At 67.8% G+C, this 19,478-nt stretch carries 29 protein-coding genes and 1 tRNA gene; 28 read left to right on the top strand and 2 right to left on the bottom strand.

Annotated elements, in window-relative coordinates:
- Positions 1-39: 39 nt before the first annotated feature.
- The 27 genes from AB0N17_RS38295 to AB0N17_RS38165 all read left to right on the top strand — a co-directional run bounded on the left by AB0N17_RS38295 (position 40) and on the right by AB0N17_RS38165 (position 17,873).
- Complete coding sequence (locus AB0N17_RS38295; protein WP_366016285.1) at positions 40-1,185, top strand: hypothetical protein; 1,146 nt, start codon at positions 40-42, stop codon at positions 1,183-1,185.
- Positions 1,186-1,276: 91 nt separating this feature from the next.
- Positions 1,277-2,161, top strand: coding sequence for a hypothetical protein (locus AB0N17_RS38290; protein ID WP_366016284.1), 885 nt, complete (start codon positions 1,277-1,279; stop codon positions 2,159-2,161).
- A gap of 106 nt (positions 2,162-2,267) precedes the next feature.
- Positions 2,268-2,612, top strand: coding sequence for a hypothetical protein (locus AB0N17_RS38285; protein ID WP_366016283.1), 345 nt, complete (start codon positions 2,268-2,270; stop codon positions 2,610-2,612).
- A gap of 64 nt (positions 2,613-2,676) precedes the next feature.
- A complete protein-coding gene (locus tag AB0N17_RS38280; RefSeq protein ID WP_366016282.1) occupies positions 2,677-3,105 on the top strand; it encodes a hypothetical protein in 429 nt (142 codons plus the stop codon).
- Positions 3,102-3,626, top strand: a complete 525-nt coding sequence (locus AB0N17_RS38275) for a hypothetical protein (protein ID WP_366016281.1) — start codon at positions 3,102-3,104, stop codon at positions 3,624-3,626. The genes AB0N17_RS38280 and AB0N17_RS38275 overlap by 4 nt, the downstream gene beginning before the upstream one ends.
- 30 nt (positions 3,627-3,656) lie before the next feature.
- Positions 3,657-4,121 carry a hypothetical protein gene (locus AB0N17_RS38270; protein WP_366016280.1) on the top strand — a complete coding sequence of 155 codons (465 nt, stop codon included), beginning with the start codon at positions 3,657-3,659 and terminating at the stop codon, positions 4,119-4,121.
- A gap of 145 nt (positions 4,122-4,266) precedes the next feature.
- Positions 4,267-4,614: a hypothetical protein gene (locus tag AB0N17_RS38265; RefSeq protein WP_366016279.1), complete on the top strand. Its 348-nt coding sequence runs from the start codon at positions 4,267-4,269 to the stop codon at positions 4,612-4,614.
- Between the two features lie 78 nt (positions 4,615-4,692).
- Complete coding sequence (locus tag AB0N17_RS38260; protein ID WP_365834466.1) at positions 4,693-5,001, top strand: hypothetical protein; 309 nt, start codon at positions 4,693-4,695, stop codon at positions 4,999-5,001.
- An 83-nt stretch (positions 5,002-5,084) separates the two neighbouring features.
- On the top strand, positions 5,085-5,393 hold the full coding sequence (locus AB0N17_RS38255; protein ID WP_366016278.1) for a hypothetical protein: 309 nt from the start codon (positions 5,085-5,087) through the stop codon (positions 5,391-5,393).
- Positions 5,390-5,575, top strand: a complete 186-nt coding sequence (locus AB0N17_RS38250; protein ID WP_366016277.1) for a hypothetical protein — start codon at positions 5,390-5,392, stop codon at positions 5,573-5,575. Before AB0N17_RS38255 ends, AB0N17_RS38250 begins: the two co-directional genes overlap by 4 nt.
- The gene (locus AB0N17_RS38245; RefSeq protein ID WP_366016276.1) at positions 5,572-6,264 is read left to right on the top strand and encodes a hypothetical protein; all 693 of its coding nucleotides are present in this window, start codon (positions 5,572-5,574) and stop codon (positions 6,262-6,264) included. The genes AB0N17_RS38250 and AB0N17_RS38245 overlap by 4 nt, the downstream gene beginning before the upstream one ends.
- 14 nt (positions 6,265-6,278) lie before the next feature.
- Entirely contained in the window at positions 6,279-6,497 is a 219-nt protein-coding gene (locus tag AB0N17_RS38240; RefSeq protein ID WP_366016275.1) for a hypothetical protein, read from the top strand.
- Entirely contained in the window at positions 6,494-7,498 is a 1,005-nt protein-coding gene (locus AB0N17_RS38235; protein WP_366016274.1) for a DUF3560 domain-containing protein, read from the top strand. The genes AB0N17_RS38240 and AB0N17_RS38235 overlap by 4 nt, the downstream gene beginning before the upstream one ends.
- A 171-nt stretch (positions 7,499-7,669) precedes the next feature.
- Entirely contained in the window at positions 7,670-8,464 is a 795-nt protein-coding gene (locus AB0N17_RS38230) for a hypothetical protein (RefSeq protein ID WP_366016273.1), read from the top strand.
- A 23-nt stretch (positions 8,465-8,487) separates the two neighbouring features.
- A complete protein-coding gene (locus tag AB0N17_RS38225; protein ID WP_366016272.1) occupies positions 8,488-9,009 on the top strand; it encodes a hypothetical protein in 522 nt (173 codons plus the stop codon).
- Between the two features lie 25 nt (positions 9,010-9,034).
- The gene (locus AB0N17_RS38220; RefSeq protein ID WP_366016271.1) at positions 9,035-9,505 is read left to right on the top strand and encodes a hypothetical protein; all 471 of its coding nucleotides are present in this window, start codon (positions 9,035-9,037) and stop codon (positions 9,503-9,505) included.
- Positions 9,506-9,567: 62 nt separating this feature from the next.
- Positions 9,568-10,137, top strand: a complete 570-nt coding sequence (locus AB0N17_RS38215; protein WP_366016270.1) for a hypothetical protein — start codon at positions 9,568-9,570, stop codon at positions 10,135-10,137.
- A 177-nt stretch (positions 10,138-10,314) separates the two neighbouring features.
- A complete protein-coding gene (locus tag AB0N17_RS38210; protein WP_366016269.1) occupies positions 10,315-11,073 on the top strand; it encodes a hypothetical protein in 759 nt (252 codons plus the stop codon).
- A 34-nt stretch (positions 11,074-11,107) separates the two neighbouring features.
- The gene (locus AB0N17_RS38205; RefSeq protein ID WP_366016268.1) at positions 11,108-11,353 is read left to right on the top strand and encodes a hypothetical protein; all 246 of its coding nucleotides are present in this window, start codon (positions 11,108-11,110) and stop codon (positions 11,351-11,353) included.
- A 113-nt stretch (positions 11,354-11,466) separates the two neighbouring features.
- A complete protein-coding gene (locus tag AB0N17_RS38200) occupies positions 11,467-11,883 on the top strand; it encodes a hypothetical protein (protein ID WP_366016267.1) in 417 nt (138 codons plus the stop codon).
- A gap of 46 nt (positions 11,884-11,929) precedes the next feature.
- Positions 11,930-12,535 (top strand): hypothetical protein, encoded by a 606-nt coding sequence (locus tag AB0N17_RS38195; protein WP_366016266.1) that lies wholly within the window; start codon positions 11,930-11,932, stop codon positions 12,533-12,535.
- Between the two features lie 73 nt (positions 12,536-12,608).
- On the top strand, positions 12,609-14,231 hold the full coding sequence (locus AB0N17_RS38190; RefSeq protein WP_366016265.1) for a ParB N-terminal domain-containing protein: 1,623 nt from the start codon (positions 12,609-12,611) through the stop codon (positions 14,229-14,231).
- A 90-nt stretch (positions 14,232-14,321) separates the two neighbouring features.
- Complete coding sequence (locus AB0N17_RS38185; protein WP_366016264.1) at positions 14,322-14,924, top strand: hypothetical protein; 603 nt, start codon at positions 14,322-14,324, stop codon at positions 14,922-14,924.
- A gap of 16 nt (positions 14,925-14,940) precedes the next feature.
- On the top strand, positions 14,941-15,756 hold the full coding sequence (locus AB0N17_RS38180) for a hypothetical protein (protein ID WP_366016263.1): 816 nt from the start codon (positions 14,941-14,943) through the stop codon (positions 15,754-15,756).
- A 105-nt stretch (positions 15,757-15,861) separates the two neighbouring features.
- Complete coding sequence (locus AB0N17_RS38175; protein WP_366016262.1) at positions 15,862-16,275, top strand: hypothetical protein; 414 nt, start codon at positions 15,862-15,864, stop codon at positions 16,273-16,275.
- A gap of 54 nt (positions 16,276-16,329) precedes the next feature.
- Complete coding sequence (locus tag AB0N17_RS38170) at positions 16,330-17,370, top strand: YgjP-like metallopeptidase domain-containing protein (RefSeq protein ID WP_366016261.1); 1,041 nt, start codon at positions 16,330-16,332, stop codon at positions 17,368-17,370.
- Positions 17,371-17,402: 32 nt separating this feature from the next.
- Positions 17,403-17,873, top strand: a complete 471-nt coding sequence (locus AB0N17_RS38165; RefSeq protein ID WP_366016260.1) for a hypothetical protein — start codon at positions 17,403-17,405, stop codon at positions 17,871-17,873.
- A gap of 118 nt (positions 17,874-17,991) precedes the next feature.
- Here the strand turns inward: AB0N17_RS38165 and AB0N17_RS38160 are convergent, their stop codons facing one another.
- A complete protein-coding gene (locus tag AB0N17_RS38160; protein ID WP_366016259.1) occupies positions 17,992-18,564 on the bottom strand; it encodes a hypothetical protein in 573 nt (190 codons plus the stop codon).
- A gap of 387 nt (positions 18,565-18,951) precedes the next feature.
- Between AB0N17_RS38160 and AB0N17_RS38155 the strand changes: the two genes are divergently transcribed.
- Positions 18,952-19,024 (top strand) — tRNA-Arg (locus AB0N17_RS38155).
- Positions 19,025-19,095: 71 nt separating this feature from the next.
- Here the strand turns inward: AB0N17_RS38155 and AB0N17_RS38150 are convergent.
- Positions 19,096-19,478: tyrosine-type recombinase/integrase (locus AB0N17_RS38150; protein ID WP_366016258.1), on the bottom strand; the 383-nt coding region annotated here is incomplete at its 5' end.

Here is a 19,478-nt window from a genome sequence, read left to right as displayed (position 1 = left end):
TGACGGGTCGGGCCCCGGCGTGCCCTCCTGGAGACTGCTGTGACCGCCACCACCTTCAGTGCGCCTGCTTCCCTGTCGATCTGGGATGCAGCGCACTCCGCTGATGCCCGCCGACCCCGTTCTGTGCAGACACAGTTGGGGGCGTCGGACACGATCTGCTCACGCCGCGCCGGATACATCCTGGCCGGCACCGAGCGCACGAACGCCGGGGACAAGCGCGCCGCGATCCTCGGCACGTACATCCACCAGGGTCTGCTCGAAGATGCCCGCCGCGAGTACGGGTGGCTCATCGAGCGCACCGTCGCGGACGGGACCTTGCGCGGGCACATCGATGTCGTACAGCTCGATGCCGCCACGGCCGCGCGGCTGCCCAAGCGGCATCGTCCGGCCGAGCCTGCCGCGCACCTGACGGTGGAGGACGTGAAGACGAAGTCGAGCCGCGTGTGGGACCGGGTCGTGAGGTTCGGTCCGACAGCAGCAGAGATGCGGCAAATCCTGCTGTACGCCGACCTGTTGCGCACGGTCGGGTTCGCGGATGTTCCTGGCCAGCGATACCTGCACAGGCTCGGCCCGATCGACGTGCAGCGCATCCGGTTCCGCTTTGTGTGCCGGGATACGGGCGAGGAGCACATCGAGGAGTTCGTCTTCGATGAGTGGCTGGCTGCTCAGGCGCGTTGGTGGGTGGACCGTGTCGTGGAGGCGGACTGCCCGGAGGAGCTGCGGCGCGACCATGACGGTCCCGGCCTGTCGGTGATCTGCGACAACTGCCCGTTTGTCCATGCCTGCTGGCCGGGTGTGCCGCCGGGGCGGCCCGCGCAGACGATTCTCGTCCACGACGACGAAGGCCGCGCGAAGGCGCTCGCCGACTATGTGCGCGCTCATGAGCGATTCCGGGAGGCCAAGCGGGTCAAGGAGATGGCCCGAGCGATGCTCGACGACTCCCCGGAGGGCAACTACGGGGACAACCATCTGGGGTGGGGCGGCGGCAACGACAAGGAGGAGCCGGATGTCGCTGCGATGGTCGAGCAGTTCGAGGACGCCGACTTGGTCGTGCCGATGGTCCCGGACGAGAAGGCCATGATCCAGATTCTGCGCCGGGCCGGCATGGTCGTGCCCCGGCGTAAGGCAGCCGGTCAGAAGACTGCCCGCACCATCAAGGTCAGCCGGGCCCGCAAGACCTCCTGACGGCCTCTGTGGCGGCCCCGCACGGACGGTGTGGGGTTCGCCTTCTCTTTTGATCTTTCGAAGCCCTACTGCCGCCTTGGAGGCATGTTCCGTGTCGATTCTGCGCCGCCACCTCAGCACCGGGTTCACGGTGCTGCCGACGGCCACCCTTGAGGACTCCCGTCTGTCGTTTCGGGCTCGGGGCGTGCTGGCGTTCCTGATCTCGAAGCCGGATGAGTGGAGGGTGCGTGCCGAGTCGATCGCGAGCGCGGGCAAGGAGGGCAAGGAGGCGATCAAGACGGCGCTGCGCGAGCTGAAGGACTTCGGCTACTACCGGGTGGTGACCGAGCGGCTGGCGGACGGAACGCTGAGCCGGATCACCGAGGTGTACGACACGGCGCAGGAGTGGGCGGCCGAGGAGTACCGCAAGTTGGAGGCGCGGCGAGTAGCGCGCATGCTCAAGAAGCAGCTGGATCAGGGGGACCCGGCGCCCAGTGGGGAGGCGTCCGGAGGCGGGCTGGGCGATGACGGGGAGGCGGCCGACGGGACCGAAGGCGGGTTTTCGGGCGCCGGTTTTCCGGACGCCGGTTCACCGGACGCCGGATCTTCGGGCGTTCTAGTTAGTAACCAGAGCCAATATCCAGAGAAGAACCCCCCTACCCCCACAGCTGACGCTGCAGGGGAGCCGGTTGGCGCTCCGCTCGACGCAACGGCGGCGGGTTCGTGTCCGACGCATCCGGATGAGCCGGGCCGTTCGTGCCGGGGCTGTGGCACGAGTCCGAGGCAGCAGCGGGCGTCGCAGCAACGGGCAGAGAAGGAGCGGTTCAAGGCCCGTGAGCGGGAGGCGAATGAGCGGGTGTTGGCGCAGGTGCGGCGTAAGCCGGGGGTGGAGGGGCTGTCGGAGGTGGCGCGGCAGCAGCTTGCTGCCATGCGGAGTGGGAGGCGGGAAGCTGCGGCTGGTGGCGGGGAGGTAGAGTCACCGCCAGAAATAGGCTGATGTATAAATGTGCCGCGGTCCACACACGGCCGATTTGCCATCCCTGCCGTACATAGTAGAATTAACCATATGAGCAGGAAGGGCCCACTCACTTTGGGAGGCACACATGAAGTACGGCTCCATCTGCCGCGGGATCGCTTACATGCCCGACGATGAACTCATTGACGCATTCACCAGGGCGAGCATGTTCCAGGTGGCCTGCCGGGGCGACGAGGTGCGAGTGATCGCCTATCACGGAGAGAGCTCCGTTGAGGCTCAGCGCCGGCCGGGCGGCAAGGGATGGGAGGCGCTGGCGCTCACACAGCAGCCCAAGGGTGATCTGCCGTTGACGGGGGTGCTCTTCATGGACATCCCGCAGAGTGCATGGGACACGCTGGACCTGGCGGTCGGCGTGCTGCGGAGCCGGTTCGGCGACCACTTCACCAAGCGCGTGGCGCTGAAGGTCAAGTAATTGAAGCTGGTTGTGCACTGGAAAAAATAGGCCAGTGCACAACCAGCGTGGAGGATGGATGGACATGCTTGATGTGACTGCCGAGGTGACCGCGATCCGCGCCGACTACGGGCCGGACGAGCGCCGCGCTCTCGCCGTGTACAGCGACGTGCACGTCGCCCTGGAAGAGGCCGGACTACACCCGTACGTAGAGACCCGCGGCGGCCTGGCCGTATGCGCCTTTGCCGACGACGGCACGCTGTTCGTGGTCGCCGGCGAAGACGCCCTGCCGTTCAACCGCTGGACCCCCGGGACGCTCGCGGGCTGGCACCTGAGCCACGTGCCCGAGGACGGGCCGGCACCCGCCTGGCGGTGCGTGGTCTATGACAGCCTGCCGCCTCATCCGTGCCGCTACGAGGCAGGGGACCTGGACCTGAGGCCGCTCGTCGAGGCTGCGACGGCTCACCTCGCCGCCTGCTCTCATCTCCGCGAACCCGCCGGGGCCGGGGCGTGAACCTCAACGAGGACGACATACAGATGGCGGTGCGTGACTTCTTCTCACCGGCGCTGCTCCTGGAGTTCATCGACCTGCCGGATCTTCGAGCTCGCATCCAGTGGGGCGAGAAGCAGTTCGACGAGGGGCAGCGCACCCGCAGCGTCCGCCGGCTCGAGGGGGAACCGGATGCCGGATGCCTGACGCGCTGGTCGGCCATGCCCAGCGGGTGCGGGTTTCGCTACGACGTCGATGCTCGTGGCGGTGCACGGTCCGGAACCGTGTACTGGCAGGACGTGCATCGGACGGTGAACTCCCGTCTGACGCCCGTCCGTTACGGGGCTCTGCGTGCGGCGGTTGAGGCCGTCGCAGCGCACGATGCCGCGTACGTTCCGGGCCCGGTCCCCTTCCGTACGCCTGAGTTGTGGACGTCCCTGTTCTACCGCCCGTGGGCACGCCGGGCCAGCGGCCTGGAGCTGAAGGCGTCGGCCGCCCTGGATGCCATCTGCCCGCCCGCCAAGGCGCAGCCCGCCTTGTTCTGATTCCACGCGACAACGAGAAGGCCCTTCCCCGTGATCACCTCCACTACTTCCGCTGCCTGGACTGCCGCCGCGCCGTGCGCCGGCCTCGACGGGTACGTGCCCAGCGAGGAGCTGGTCCGCAGCAGGCCCAGTGACGTCATGAAGGCCTGCGGGCCGCTCATGGAGGGCTGCGCGCAGCTGTGCCCGTTCGTGCTGGAGTGCTACGAGCGGGTGCGGCCGGAGGCGAACCGGTTCGACGGGGTGTGCGCGGCGCGTACGTGGGTCAACGGACGGGCCGTCGCTGTGGCCGAGGGGGCGCCCGCGCTGTCGAAGCTGGCCTCGCAGGCGGGAACGTGCGGGACGAGCAGCGGGATGAAGGCGCACCAGCGGCTCGGGGAGCCGTTGTGCGGGCTGTGCCGGGTGACGTCACAGCGGGCCGAGGTGCGGCGCGCGGGCGCGGCAAGCATCCGCAAGCGTGCCTCTCGCACCGGCCGCCAGGCACGCGCGGCAGCGTAGAGGCGCGCCGCGAGGCGCCTTCCAGGGCCCTGACCTGCATTAACGCAATTGACACCCTCTCTAGGCATAGTAGAATTAATCTAAGTTGGGGAGGGGGAAATACGCCCAGCTCCCGCTTGAAAGACGAGAAAAGGAAGCATCGCTCATGCCCACGATGACGCCGGACCCGCTCGCCGTTCTGCAGGTCGCCACCATGCACAACATCACCGAGGAGCAGGCCGCGACCGCCATCACCTGGGCCGCGCACATGACCGTGCACGCCTGGGAGGCCTACGCGGTCACGCTGGGCCTGGTGAAGAAGGACGGCGCCGCGATGGAGGCATGGTTCAGCACGCTCGGCCCGGACCTGCGCAGCTCCGTACTCGAGGACGCGGTCACCGCGGTGGTCGGCGCTGACCGTGTGCTCGCCGAGATCTACAGCAAGCAGGACGGCCAGCAGCCTGCCCGCGCACGAGTCATGCGCACCAACCGGCCTCGCGTTCACATCCATTGACGCTCCGCGACTTCGGCCCGCCTCGTTCCGGGGCGGGCCGCGCCATGCCGTCATCTCAACGCACTGAAAGGGCTCCTGATGGGCTCCGTCGACTTCTACACCACCGCCACCGGCACCGACATAGAAGCGGCGTTCAACGCCGCCCGCGAGCAAGCCCGGTGGGAGTACGGGGCTTCCGGCTTCACCGGAACGATCGCCGAGAAGGACGGGGTGACGCTGCTCGACGAGCCGAAGCGCAGCGAGCAGGACGCCGTGGTGCGCGCGAAGCAACTGCTCGACGGCGACGATCCGCGGGTCAGTGCCAAGTACGGGCCCGCCGGCGCACTGCCTGTCACCACCGACGACGAAACAGACGGCTGGCTGTTCTTCGGCCTGGCCGCGTACTGACACCCGCTGAGGGGCTGCGCCACAGCGCAGCCCCGGACAGCAGCGCCCCCCTATCTCCGGATCCCCGAAAGACGACGACCACCGTGCTCGACAAGCACCTGCCGCTTGAGGCGGCCGCCGAGATCATCAGCAGCCTCGGCCTCAACAGCACCCAGACCCGCCGGGCCAATCACACGATGCAGCGCATCGTCCACCGCGCCTGGACCCGACGTAGCCGGGCCAAACAGGCTGTGACGTTCGAGGAGTTCGCCGACGAGGTTCCGGCCTGTCACTGGTCTTTGATGTTCGAAGTGTGCGGGCTGGTCCTGCTCGGCCGCGACGCGGAGGCATGCACGCTGATCGCCGCGGCCCGTCATCTTGAAGCCGCGCGCGCCGCCGGGGGCGCGACGTGATCCTCACCTCGCGGGAGATCGGCCGTATCGGGCTGCGCGATCGCAGCCGCAGCGACGACTTTCCCACCCGCCAGGCGGCGCGACGAGCCCGCCGCGCATTCAGACGCCGTGCAAGGCACCGGCTCCGCACCGAGATCATCGCCTGCCACGCACACGGCCTCGGCGAATCGGAGCTCCTGTGACGGGCCATCCCCTGCCGATCGGCACGCGGGTCTCGCACATCAACCAGCAGTGGGCCCGCAGTCTCCCGGACGGCACCGCCACGGTCATCGGCCGCGAAGGCCCGTGGCCGGACGGCTCGTGGGAGTACCAGGTGCACGCGGCCCGCGACTTCTCGCGCCAGCCCGGCCCCGACAACCCCGAATCCCGCACCACGGGGTGGCCGTCCTGGGCCACCACACCCTCACTCACGAAGGAGAAGCCCGTGAAGGACAACATCAGCAACAGCGAGAGCGAAGACGGCGAGCAGGAGATCCTCTCGCTCTACCGCCTCCTGGCCCAGGCCATAGCCGCTGTGGACAACAACATGGAGGAGGCGTTGGTCGTCTTCGGCCTGCCCAGCCTGTGGTCTCTGACCAGCCCGGAAGTGCGACGGCAGGTGCTTCTCCTTGCCGCGTGGGAAGCCCGCTCGGCCACGGCGGCCGAGCTCGAATCTCCGACGTCCGCAGGCCAGTACGCGTGGGCTTTCACCCAGTACGCGTCCTCGTGGGCCGAGCAGCACCCGGACGGGGACGCGGAAGCGTTCTGCGCCGGGCCGCACTCGGCGCGCCATGCCGCGTCGTCCCTCGCCTTCGACCGCGACGACTTCTTGGTGTCCCTGGAGACGGCTCTTCTCCTGTGCTCCCGCGCGAAGACGCCGGAGGCGTCGTGAGACCCGGCGGTTGCGTGTGGCTGCGCGGCCACGGCAACAAGCCGTTGCGCGATGCGCGCGGTGAGGCGATCGCGTTCCGCATTGCTGCGTCCAAAGCCCTTGCTGGCCAAGGCACTTGGTATCAGCTGTGCACCGCTCACCGGGCGGCGCAGGACATCTTCGGCGGCTGGCACACCGGTCTTGCCCTCATCCCCTTCACCCTGTCTGAACTCGCAGAAGGACCCCGACAGTGACCATCGAGATCATCCACACACGCAGCGAGGGAACCCTCATAGAGGGCAGCGCGAAGGGTGATGGTGTCTACGAAATCGTCCGCCGGCACGGCTTCCGATATTTCCCCTCCATCGGTCAGCTCGGCATCCGGCAGTCCCGCGACCGTGCCGCCAAGACCTGGTACATCAACGCGGCCGCGGCCGCCCTGCGCGAGGCCGGCTTCGAGGTCAACGTGAAGGTCGACGAGAGCGACCGGCGTAGCTTCGCCGAAGCCGAGGCGGACCGTGTCGAGCGTGCCGAGGGGCGGGCGGAGCTGTTCAGCGGCTACGCCGACAATGCGGCTGCCCGCTCCGAGTCCGCGTACCAGCGTGGCCACCAGATCGCCGACGGCATCCCCATGGGGCAGCCGATTTTGGTCGGGCACCATTCCGAGCGTCGCGCCCGCCGCGACGTCGAACGCATGGACCATGCGATGCGGACGAGCATCAGCGAAAGCGGCAAGGCTTCCTACTGGTCCGGACGCCAGAAGGCGGCTGAAGGGTACGAGCAGTTCCGTAAAGCGCCCCGGCGGACCCTGCGCCGTATCGAAAAGCTTCAGGCCGACCTGCGGCGGGTTCAGAAGTGGCAGCGCGGAGAGTCGGCCGGGGGCTACTGCCGGGACGTCACCAACCCCGACACCGTGCAGGAGCTCGTGATCCGGCACGAGGAGCTCACCGAGGAAATCGCCTACTGGGAAGCGGTTATCGCCGAGGCCGAGAAGAACGGCTTCAAGGTGTGGTCCAAGGCCGACTTCAAGAAGGGCGACTTCGCGCTCCGAGGCCGGACCTGGTTCGAGGTCCTTCGCGTGAACGCAAAGTCGGTGACGATCCCGCACATCCACAACGGCATCGGCGGGGGTGTCGTACGCGCCTCGGACAACAAGCTCGACGGCTGGACGTGGCTGCTCACCTACGACGAGGTGTTCGGGCGCCGTAGTGCCGAGGAGATGGAAGCCGCACTCGCCGCCTCCACCACGCAGTAACCCCCCTCCTGACCTGGTCTTTCGCAGTTGCCTCCACCCCCAATCATAGTAGAATAGTTAGTAACGAGGGGGTGCTGGACAGATTTCACCAGCACCCCTTCACCACGCCCACAGCCGCCCTCCTCACCGCAATCAGCGGATACGGAACGGCACTTCGGAAGAAAGCACTCCATGCCCTACGACACTCAGCTCGTCGCTCCAGGCCTGCTCACTCTCACCGAACAGACCGCCACCGCGCTCGGACCGGAATGGGTCGTGACCGGGCTGCTCGGCACGGCGATCGTGACCCACCCACTCGGCCTGCGCTGCAGCCTCCAGAACCGTGATGGCCTACTCGGCGTCAGCGCCTTCGTCTCCGAGGACAGCGAGCCGCGCCAGCCCGCAAAGCCGTTCACCGCAACCACCCCGATGGAGAGCGCGAACGGCGGGAAGATCGCAGAGCTGATCCACGGCCAAGTGCTGCCGCACTTCGGTCGCCGGGATGCCCTGGCGGCACTGCGACTGCTGAGCCTCCCGCTGCGCGACGCCCGGCTGCCCGCCGTGGCGCAAGGAACAGCCGCACGCTCAGAGCTCGTACTGGAGGGCGGGGACAGCACCAACCCGGCCCTCTGCGTCCACATGCGCTCGCCACGCCCCGGTGCCCTGAGCGTGAACGTCCGGATGAACCGGCTCACAGCCGAGCGGGCCATCCACTGCGGACGCGCCGCGCTGACCAGGCCCTCGTCCCTCGCCGAAGGCGCAGCAGACCCCTTTCCGTCGGAGGTACGCGCAGTCCTCGACGCCCTCCCCGAAATCAACGGTGCACCGCCCCGGGACGGGTTCACGAACCTCTATCCGGCACACGGGCCGCTCGAGATCCTCCACTATGCGAACGCCGCCGAGCCGAGCGCGCCGTTTGCTCTGCGCACCAGCGACACTTCGATCACCGCCGCGTACGCCGTCCTGCGCGCCTACACCGCCGCATGATCCGGCCCGAGGAGACCGCGACCGTGATCAGCAATGCCTGCTTGGCGGGCACCGTCGGCGGAGCCGCAGGTGATGAGCTCGGCGTCTATCTGTCGGGGCTGGGGCCCACGCTCCGCAACGTCACCTCCGCCGCCCTCGCTGTCGCCCGTATCGACGAGCTCGGCTGGGCGCCGCTTGGCGGGTATCCGGGCAGCGACGTGCTGTGGCCCGTCGCCTGCTTGATGTGCGGCCAGCCCGTCTTGCGCTTCTACAGCCATCTGCGCCGTGCGCGGCCCGCGATGCGTCATCGCGGCTGCGTCCCGCAGGACCAGCACTCGCCTCTGCTCACGGCGCTGTCCGCGTACAGGGCAGACAGCTGCCCGTGCCGGCGGGGACACCCCACCAGCGTGGACGACGTGGCGCAGGCCATCGAGGGACTGCAGCGCGCCGTCCGCCAGGACGACCACGACCAGGTCGTCGCCCACGTACGGGCACTCATCGGCCCTTGCCCGGCCACAGCAGCCCGCGCCGAGGCCGTCCGCGCCCTTCGGCACGCATCGAAGTAGCCGCTACAGAACCGGAGTTGCCCACATGAGTGAGTACGAGCGCGGTGATCGCGTCGCCGTCCTCTATCTGTCGAAGACGAACGGAACGTGCCTGGCCTACAACCGCACCGTCATCGACGTCGAACCGCATGCTGAGCACGGCCAGCACGTCTGGGTGAACATGCCGCACGACGCAGCGGTCGGCAGTCCGCACGACTTCTTCGCCGACGACGTCGAGGGCATCTGGCCCATGGAGGACGAGCCGGTCGAAGACCAGCTGCCCGTGCGGCTGGTCGCGAACCTCGACTGGTACATCGCGGCTGCCGCACCCGACTCCAGCCGCCTGACGTGGCCGTCAGGCCGGGGGCACCTGCCGGTGCGGGTTCCGTTCACCGACAAGGCCCCCACCCTGCACGCCCGCATGGCCGGGCTCTACGTCCAGCAGCTGCGCACCGTCGACCCGCGCGCTTTCGAGGACTGGGTGGCCCAGCACAAGGCCGCGCCGGTGCCCCAGTAGACGTGCCGCCCGAACACCGGCACCAGCCAGAACAGCACGACCAGCAAGGAGACAAGACGCACATGCGGGGCCTGTGGAAGGTGACGTACGCACACCCGGAGCACACGAACACGACGTGGAACTACCTCGTTCCCGTGTGGGATGCCCGGACTGAGAACGCGGCACGGGAGCGCGCCCAGGCGCGACATGACGCGAACGCGGCCCACATGGGGGCGCGGATACGGGCGGACGACACCGCTGAACTCGAGGTGATGGAAGTGATGTTCCGGCCTGCGGTGCTCTCGCGTGAGCGGGCGGCGGCCTGGATCGCGCTGCAGCAGAACGGGGCGATCACCGAGCGGGGGTGGCCGCTGTCGTACGAGCGCCACGAGCGCCGTCGTGACGAGTTCTGGCGCACCGAGGTTGCCGAGCTGCACATGAGTCTGCGTGAACGGGTCCACGGTTTCGGGGAGTCGGCTGCCGAGATCCTGCGGGCGCCGGAGGCGGCAGCGTCGGCCGCCTGGGCCGTCGAGGCACACACCGACCGCTTCGGTCGGGTGTGGTGGGACAGGGTCCGGGCGGAGATCCACAAGGCGGGACTGTCCTGGCTGTGGCAGACCCCGTACGGCATGGTCTGGGTCGATCAGGCCTAACCCCCCTCCTGAGCTGGGCATCCGTGATTGACCTCACCCCTTACCGTAGTAGAATTAACCATCGAGGGGTGAGGGGAACCCCGGACTCCCCACTCACAGCACCCTCAGCGCCGCGACCCGCCCCGCCCGGGGCGGGTCGCCTTGTACCCAACTCCACCCATAGAAGGCGGCTTCGCCATGACCCAGCAACTCGATCTGTTCGCAGAGATCACCGCCGACCCCGAGCCGGTACCCGCCACCTTTGCCGCGGCGGCGAAGCCTGCACGCTCTGCTCCCTCGGCGCCGTCGCCGACACTGGCACAGCTGGCCGCACCTTCCAGGCCGCGCGCCCGACGGACACCTCGCCCACACCCTGTGCGCGATCCGCACCGGCGCGCCCTGGAGATCGGTGAAGCGGTGGCCGAGCGGTGGCACAACCGGCACGGCGGCTCGGGCATCGAGGTGCCGATCGGCGTCGTTGCCGCCCTCTCACTGATCCGCGAGAAGGACCCGAACGGCCCGGACCTCAAGGCACAGATCCTCGCCCAGGACGGCCCACAGCTGATCGAGATGCTGCGCGAGATCTGGTCGATGCACTGGATGCACCGCCCCGACTTGATCGAACGTGCGCGGATCCTCCACGAGTGGCTGAACGACGAGGTCGACGAGTACCGCACGCAGGCCGTGCGGGCCGTTGCCGAAACCGCCCTCAAGCGCGGCCTGTTCGACCTGACCGCGCACGAGGACCCGTTCCTGCGCTCGGCGACAGACGTCCTGTCGCCCGTGATGACGTGCCTGCGCTCCCACGGCGCCCGACAGGGGCTCGGCGAGTATCACACCCCTCCGCCAGTCGCCGACGCCATCGCCGAGGCGAACCTCCATGCCATCGCCGACATCGGCCTCGGCGTACGCGAGCCGCGGGGGCCTGCTGCGCTCGGCCGCACGGTACATCCGTGAACACGGCCTCGATCCTGCCGACTTCCAGTGGTCGATGGTCGACATCGATCAGATCGCAGCCTCCTGCGCCGCAGTGAACTCGATCATCTGGCAGCTCGGCCCGCGGGTCACCGTGGCCTGCGCCGACACCCTGGCGAACCCGAACGCCGTCGAAGACGCCATGAAGGAGGCACGCGCCGTCTTCGATCATCGCGACGAGGTGCTGGGCAAGGCTCGGATCATCGCCGCCCTGCGGCAGGCCGAGCACCTGATGGAGCAAGCCCTCTCGCCTGCAGCGTAGACCCACCCCACCCCGCCTGACCTGCACAAACGCAGTTGACCCACCCCTTATTGATAGTAGAATTAACTTAGACGTTGGGGGGTGCCTCAACGACTACAGACAGAAAGGCCGTCATGCCCGACACCGTTCACGCCCTGCTCGTCGCCACCGACGGCACGATCACCGACCTGCACTTGAGCACCAACGACACCGTCCAGCGCACCCAGGTCCACCACGCACTCGGCGACGACGCCGAAGCTCTCCGCTACATACACGGCGCAGACAGCTCGCGCACCGTCGCGCTGGCTGCGGAAGTCCGTGAAGACCAGCGGCCGAACCCGTACGCGGCCCTCGCCTTGTATTTCCTCCTTGACGAAGCAGCCCTCATCGCCGATGTCCAAGGGCCCGTCATCTTCGCCGGGTTCACCCAGCAGGACCTCCTCACTGACCTGAGCGAAAAGGCGGTGAACACGATCCGCACCGTCGAGCCAGACGCCCCAGGAGGTGTCCCGTCCGTCGTCCGCACAGGCGGCAAGCCCTCTGCCGGCTAGCGGCAACTCCCTTGTCTCACACCTCTCTTGGATCAGGAACACTCCCGTGACCAGCACCATCACCGCCGAGCAAGACGCCGTCGGAATCAGTGGCCCCGACACAGGGCCTGCCAAAGCACCGGAGCCGGCCGTCCTCAGTGAGATCGACCTGTACCTGCTACCTCGCTCTCTGGTCGAGGCCCTCGGTGACGGGTGGAGCAAGGACACCGGCGACCATCCTGCGGGCTTCGCAGACAGGTCGATCCGCCTCGTCCACCCCGACGGCCGGTCCATCGGCATCCGTCGCCTGTGGCAGGGCCGGGCCGTGCAGACCTTCGCCGTGGGCGGCCCCGCCCCCGAGCAGACGAGAGGCTCTGACGGTGCGGCCGGTGAGAACACCCGGCTGCCCAAGGGAGTGCGGTACAGCAGCGGGGTCCGCTTCACCACGGCCGAGCCGCTGGAGGAGATCCTCACCGCGATCCGCACCGTGCTGCTGCCCGCCTTCGACGGGACTCGGCTACGGCTGCGGGCGAACGGCACGCCGGTCCCTCCCGCCGTCCAGCCTCCGGCCGAGGACAGCACCGACGCCCCGGCCGCGAAGACCAAGACCAAGCCGAAGAGCACGGCACGCCGGTCCGCCTCGGCCAAGCGCCGCACCTCGGCTGCCGCCTGAGCCCGGCCCTCGCACCACAGCAGGCGGGCGCACTTCATCTCGCGCCCGCCCTCTCACTTAAAGGACCACCACCATGAGCACCACCACCGACGTACGCCCGGAAAGCGTCGAGGGATTCGCCGGCCGTTTCGTCTGGGTCGATCCCCACGACCTTGTTGTCGACCCGTACAACCACCGCAAGGACCGCACCGAGACCGACGGCGAGGACACCACCCAGCCCGACCCTGAACTCCAGGCCAGCGTCGATGAACTCGGTGTCCTCACCCCGCTCGTGCTGCGCCCGCAGGAAGGCGAGAGCGAAGGCAAGCTCGGGATCATCTTCGGCCAGCGCCGCAACAACGCGGCCCTGGCCGCCGCGAAGAAGGCCCGGGCGAAGAAGAAGCCGTACCGGCTCGTTCCCGCGATCGTCCGCGACGACCTTGCCGGGGTTGACGATGCGGCACTGACGGTGTCGTTCATCGAGAACAAGCACCGCCGCCAGGCCACCGTCCGCGACGACATCGAAGCCGCCCGGCAGCTCTCCCTCATGAACATCCCCAAAGCCCGCAAGATGCGCAACGCGCGCGCCATGGGCTTCAAGCCTGCTGAGATCGGCGCCGCCAGCAAGGCCGCCCAACTCTCCGACGCGTCGCTGGCCGAGGCGATCGAGGAAGACTTCAACCTCATCGAACTGGCCGAGTTCCAGGAAGTCGAAAGCGTCGAGGACGCCCTGTGGACCCTGACGCGGGCCAAGGCGCGTGACCGGCGGGAGAACAACGCCAAGCGCGGCCACTGGAAGCACGCCCTTGCCGGCCTGCGTGCCGAGAAGGAACTCACCGACAAGTGCGCCCGGCAGGCTGCTGAGCTGACCGCCGCGGAGGTCACGGTCGTCGACTGGCGGTGGAACTGGTCCAACACCAGCACGAGGCCGCTCGCCGACCTCCTCACCGATGACGGCGCCCCGCAGACCTCGCAGACCCACAACGCCTGCCCCGGTCACGCGGCGTGCGTCTCCCCGAACGACGCCGAGGTGATCTGGCTGTGCACCGCCTGGCACCGCCACGGCCACCCGCTCACCCCCGAGGCCGCCAAGAAGGACACCGCTCAGGCAGGCCCGCACAAGGAGGCGGCCAAAGCGGAGCGGCGCCTGGTCATCGCGAACAACAAGGCGTGGAGGCAGGCCCGCGAGGTCCGCGCGGACTTCATCAAGGATCTGTGCCAGCAGCCCGAGGCGAGCACCCGCGTGTGGCCGCTGATCCTCTCGATGATCACCGGCACCAGCTACGCGTACGAGAACTACGTCAGCCGGAAGAGGACCGACCTGACCGCACGCTTCCTCGGCGTCGAGGACCCCAACGAGGGCAAGAGTCAGTGGACTCGGGTGGGCGACCCGTTCGGTGCGGTCATCGCACGCACCAGTCCGGCGCGCTCCTGGAGGGTCCTGCTCGCCCATGTCGCTGGCGCCTACGAGGTGGAGCACATGGACGACGCCGCCTGGCGCAACCACATCAATGAGCAGACCGTCGCGTGGCTGACGTTCCTGCAAGCGGAGGGCTACGCGCTGAGCACCGTCGAAGCGGAGACCGTGGCCAAGGGCCGCGCCCAGCAGGAGGAAGAGAAGGCGGGCGCTCAGGGGGACGACGAGCCGGAGCAGAGCGAGGACTCAGAGGACCTTGAGGACAGCCAGGACCACGAGCCGCTGGCGGCCGCAGCCTGACGTCCTCCGGCGGGAGGCTCCCACCACGAGCCTCCCGCCGGGCCCCAGCCCACCGTCTCCCACTTCCCGCCGCTTCGAAGGAACCGCTCCATGCGCACTGCTCGCTCCGCGCTCGACTACACCCGCACCCTTGCTGCCCTGCTGGGACCCGACTGGACAGCAGACAGCTGCGGGCACAGCGACCTCGCCCTCCTCAACGGCCCCGTCATGTCACTGGAAGTCGCTACCCCGACGCCGGTACGCGCGTTCGGCGCCGTCAAGGTCTCCCTGTCTCATACGCATGCCTTCGTCTGGCCCCGCCGCAGCGACCACCGCTACGAAGTGACCGGCACGATCGGGGATCCGCAGGCCGTCGCCGACGCCATCCACACCACGGGCCTGCCCGCGTGGACCCGGATCCTCGCCGACCTCAGCGTGCGCACCGACCGTACGCTCAGCGCGCTCAAGGCGTTCATGACCACGGCCGAGCAACTGGTCGGCCCCGAGGCGCAGGTGGCCTACGGTTCGGTGCCCGGCGTCGCAGATCTGCGCTGGCCCGGCGGCAGGGCCACCATCCACGCCGATGACGTACGCGGCATCCGCATCGCCTACCTCGACCTGTCCGACCTGACGGCCAGCACCTTCGTGAACGTGCTCCACACCGTGACCGGCACCGAGATCCTCACCCCCGCAGCCAACACCACCGCTTCCTGATCGGCACAAGACACCCATGAAGATCAACCGCCGCAAGGCCACCTGGTACCCGAAGGTCTCCAAGCATCTCTCGCAGGTCGTCACGACCAGCGGCGCCTGGACCGAGCGTGCCGAAGGCGACGAACTGGTCCCCACTGAATTCGCCCAGCGCAACCCGCACATCGTCGGCCCCCTTCCCGACGAGCAGGAGTACGTGCGCTACCTCCGTCTGCACACCGTCCACGACGGCCGCGAACTGATCACCGAGATGACTCCCGGTTACGCCGAGGACCTCGGATACGCACTCATCGACAAGGGCGCGAGCACCAGGGTGGCCAACTACGAGCAGCAGGACGGCTTCACCACCGACCGAGAGCCGTGGGAGGCAGCCGTCGCCTCGCACAAGAGGGCACAGACCGCGGCCGTCGACCGGGCGGTGGAACTGATTCGGATGGTGTGGCCGGCACTGCAGGCCCGCTACGGGAACATCCTCAGCTTCGACAGCGAGGTGCTCGGCCGCTGGTACGTCGTGGTCGACAACGAGGGGGCGACCGCGAGGGTCGAAGCCGCAGGCGTGCCTGCTCGGGCATGGGGCACGTTCGTCGAGGCGGCCATGGATCGCTCCTGGTTTCAGAAGGGGCGCTTCCATGGCGCCGAGGACTGGGCACGTGCCCGGCCCGGGCACTACGAGGCGAAGTCGCTGCGGGCCCAGCACAGCGACCGCCTCCATGTCGGTACTGACGGACAGGCCGTCGAGCTCGTTCTGTACAGCAGCGAAGTCCGCAAGCTCGCCCGAGGGCTCGCTCTGATGCTCGCCACCGTCCAGCGGTATCCGGACAGCGCGACGGTCTGACCAGAAGCCACACCCCACCCCTGTGACCTGCATGAACGAGTTTGACGCCCTCCTCATTCATAGTAGAATTAACACATCGGAACGGGGGCGCCGCGTTCCACGCCTATGCGATCGCCGACAGAAGGCGCCCCGGAACGGGCGCCCCCTCCACCCGACTGCCCCACCCGCCGAAATCAAGGAACCGTCATCACCACCACGTCGAACGGCTTCATCGTCACCGTCGAACAGACCCCGACCATCCCCGCCACCGCCCTGAAAGAAGGCGACACGTTCACCCTCATCGGCAACGACAGCCCGCTGACCATCCGCGCGAAGCAGCGCCACCTTCAGCCGCTATGGCTCCTCCACCTCAAAGGCCACGACTCGCCGATCACCCTTCGCGACGACGAGCCAATACGCCCACTGCGCATGCTGCGCGCCTTCGACCTCACCTGCCAGCTCTGCACCCGTACCCGCCGACACATCCTCGACCTTCCTGTCCACGGCACCCCGCAGACCTGGGTCTGCGACCAGCACTAGCCGCACCAGAGCCCCGTCAGCCAGCCAATCCCGCCCACCCAAGGATCCCCGACCATGCCCACCAGCGACCGCACCGTACGCGTCGGCACCATCGACGTCACCGTTCGCACCAGCAACAGAACCACGCTGGCCGTCACCGTCACCCAGGGCGGCAACATCATCGTCCGCGGCCCGCACTCCACCACCGACACCGACGCCGCCACCCTCGTCGAACGACGCCGTTCATGGATCTACCGCCAGCTCTCACGCCTCGCCGAGACCACACCCGACAACCCTCGAAGGGAACTCATCCGCGGCGCAGGATTCGACGTTCTCGGCCGACCGCACCGCCTGCACATCGTCCCCGACGAGGACCAGGACGAGCCGCTCATCCAGTACCGGAGCACCCCTACCGGCGGTTGGCTCCACATCCGCCGCAGCACAACGCTGAAACTGGATGAAGCCAGACGAACCATCATTAACTTCTATGCCGAAACCGGACGTGAATGGCTGAAACTCAACTATCTGCAGATCGCTAGATACACACCAAACAGTTCTATACCGGTCACCTTCTCGGCCCGCATGCGCACCACCTGGACCCGCAAACACCCAACCCGCGGACTCACCCTGCACTGGGCCACAGCACAACTCCCGCCCACACTCCTGCACGAACTCATCCACCGCGCCCTGAACCTCCACACCATCGCCCCCAGCCGCGACCTCAACAACGCCCTCCGCACCCTCTGGCTCGGCCGACTCTCCACCCCCACCAGCGCCGTCGACCCGCGAATCCACCTCAACCCGGCGCCCACAGACCGCTGCCCGGATTGCTCCGCCCCACCAGGCACCCTGCACGCAGACCGATGCAACATCGCCCGCTGCGCCATCACCGGCTTCCAGCGCGCCCACTGCCACCCCGGCAACACCTGCAACACCGTCTGGACCAGCGAACTCCCGGGCGAGTCCGAATGCACCGAGTACGGCTACTACTGCCGCCCCACCCCAGACGGCTACGAGCCCTGCAACGCCGACGACCCGGGCGCCATGCACGACTTCAACCGGCTCTACCGCGAATGCCGCTGGAATCCCGCAACCCAGCGCATGACCCTGCCCTGACCCCCACCCCGCGACAAGGACGAACTCTCCCCATGACAGCAACGCCCCCGCGCACAACGGCAATGCGACCAGGCCTGTCGGACGACATGCTCGCGGTATGGCTGGTCACCTACTACGAGGCAGCCGAGGACGGCATCGGACGCAAGCCGAACGGCCGCTGCTGGATAACCCAGGCCGAAGCCCACCCACTGACCTCGAACCTCACGGTCGGCCATCAGGTGTGGCTCTTCATCAACCAACAGCGCCCGGACATACCCGAGATAGACATGGCCAGCGGACACGTCCAGCTCCAGGGCTACGCCGCCAGCCAACCCGACACGAACGGCAAGCTGCCTCGAATACACGGAGTGCTCTGCACCGCGTGCGGCTCAGCCAACGTGACGTTCACTGCGAGGTCCCGGGCGACCTGCCTGACCTGTGGCAAGGGCCAGACTCAAGGCGAAGCGATGCTGTGCTCCGAGCACTGTGAGGACTGCTACGGCGCGAGCTTCACAAACGACTGACGCGATGAGCAGGCGGCGACGGGAGATCCCCGCCGTCCGGCGTCCGCGCGACAGATCACCTGGGGCCCGGCGTCAAGGGCTTCTTCTCCTCGACACCGGAACCTCTTGGGGGCCAACGTCACTCCGCGATAGTGGTGACCCCACCAGTCAGCACGTGTCGAGCCACATTGATGAAATTCGCTCGGGCCGTGTGGACCTCGTTCATCTTGTCCGAAGCCAGGTCCAGCTCAACTTGCTCCACCGGGCGCAGCATCAGTTGCTGGCTGACACGCTGCACGGCCAAGCAGAAGCTGGAGATCGCGTCATCGGTCGCTACAGCACATTCGATCACCACACCCGGCGACAGCATCATGATCCGGTTCAATGGTTGCCGAGCGGCATCGTACAAACGCCAGGCCTCCTCCATCGAGACAGGCTGACCTTGCCCAATCTCGATCTCCTGGCGCACAAGACGAGCTTGGAGATCATCCGCTTGCTCTCGGCACTGATGAACGGCCTCCGTCGCCCGCTCGCATGCGCCAAGAAAGTCAACGTACGCCTGCTCACGCTGGCCGCGAACCCACTGCTCATGTTCCACAGCCGCCTGATCACGTACCTGCCGCCGGCCAGCCTTGTAGGCAATAGCAGCGCCCAGCAGGGTAACGCTCGCAGCAAGGCCTGCGGCGTAGATCGTTGCCTGCCCCCCGTCCATCCCTCGATGATCTCGAACATCCGTCCTCGAGGAGGGGCTTCTCTCGAAGTGACACCAGGGCCCGGGAGTCGCTCCGCATCCAGCAAGGCAGCAGCCGCGAACCCTAAGCGGTAGTCCCTCGTTCCCTTAGTCGCCCGTCACCTGCGGCTTTGAACGGGTGTCGTCACCTGCGAAGACGTACCTCTCCGATGGGTACGCAGTGGGGACAGGGTGGGGACAGAAGGGTGGGGACAGGCGAGGGAAGATGGGGAAAGAAGGGGTACGTTCTCCCGCTCCGTGAGCCGCTCACCCGGCCCGGCAGACCCGCTCTGACCTGGGAAAACAGGAACCTTGCCAGGCGGGATCCCGTATCCGCTAGGCTATACGTCGGATCACACAGATCTCCCCGCCTTCGTAGCTCAGGGGATAGAGCACCGCTCTCCTAAAGCGGGTGTCGCAGGTTCGAATCCTGCCGGGGGCACAAGGGAAAAGGCCCCAGACCGATCATGGTCCGGGGCCTTTGACATCCACTTCTGACATCAACGGTCGTGGTCACTGACGACCGGACCGCCTCCTGAGCAGTCGGTCCATGTGACTCATGGCCTCCCGCTGGGTGTCCTGTACGACGTGCGTGTAGACGTCCATGGTGATGCTGATCTGAGAGTGCCCCAGGATCTCCATCACGACGCGGGGCGCGACCCCGGCCGCAGTGAGCAGCGTGGCCCTGCCGTGCCGGGCGTCATGCAGCCGAACGACGCGGAGGCCGGCGGACTGGGCGACGCGGGTGAAGGAGCGGTAGAGGTTGCGCGGCTCGACCGGGCGGCCGGTCCGCGTGGTGAAGACGTACGCGGACTCCTGCCACCCCTCCCCCGCCTTCGCGCGGGCAGCCGACTGCCGCATGCGATGCCACCGAAGGGGCGCGATGCAGAGAGCGG

Origin of the sequence: Streptomyces sp. NPDC051133 (assembly GCF_040682635.1) — a bacterium.
In the GTDB taxonomy this organism is placed as follows: Bacteria; Actinomycetota; Actinomycetes; order Streptomycetales; family Streptomycetaceae; genus Streptomyces.
This window is presented reverse-complemented; position numbering and strand designations above follow the sequence as displayed.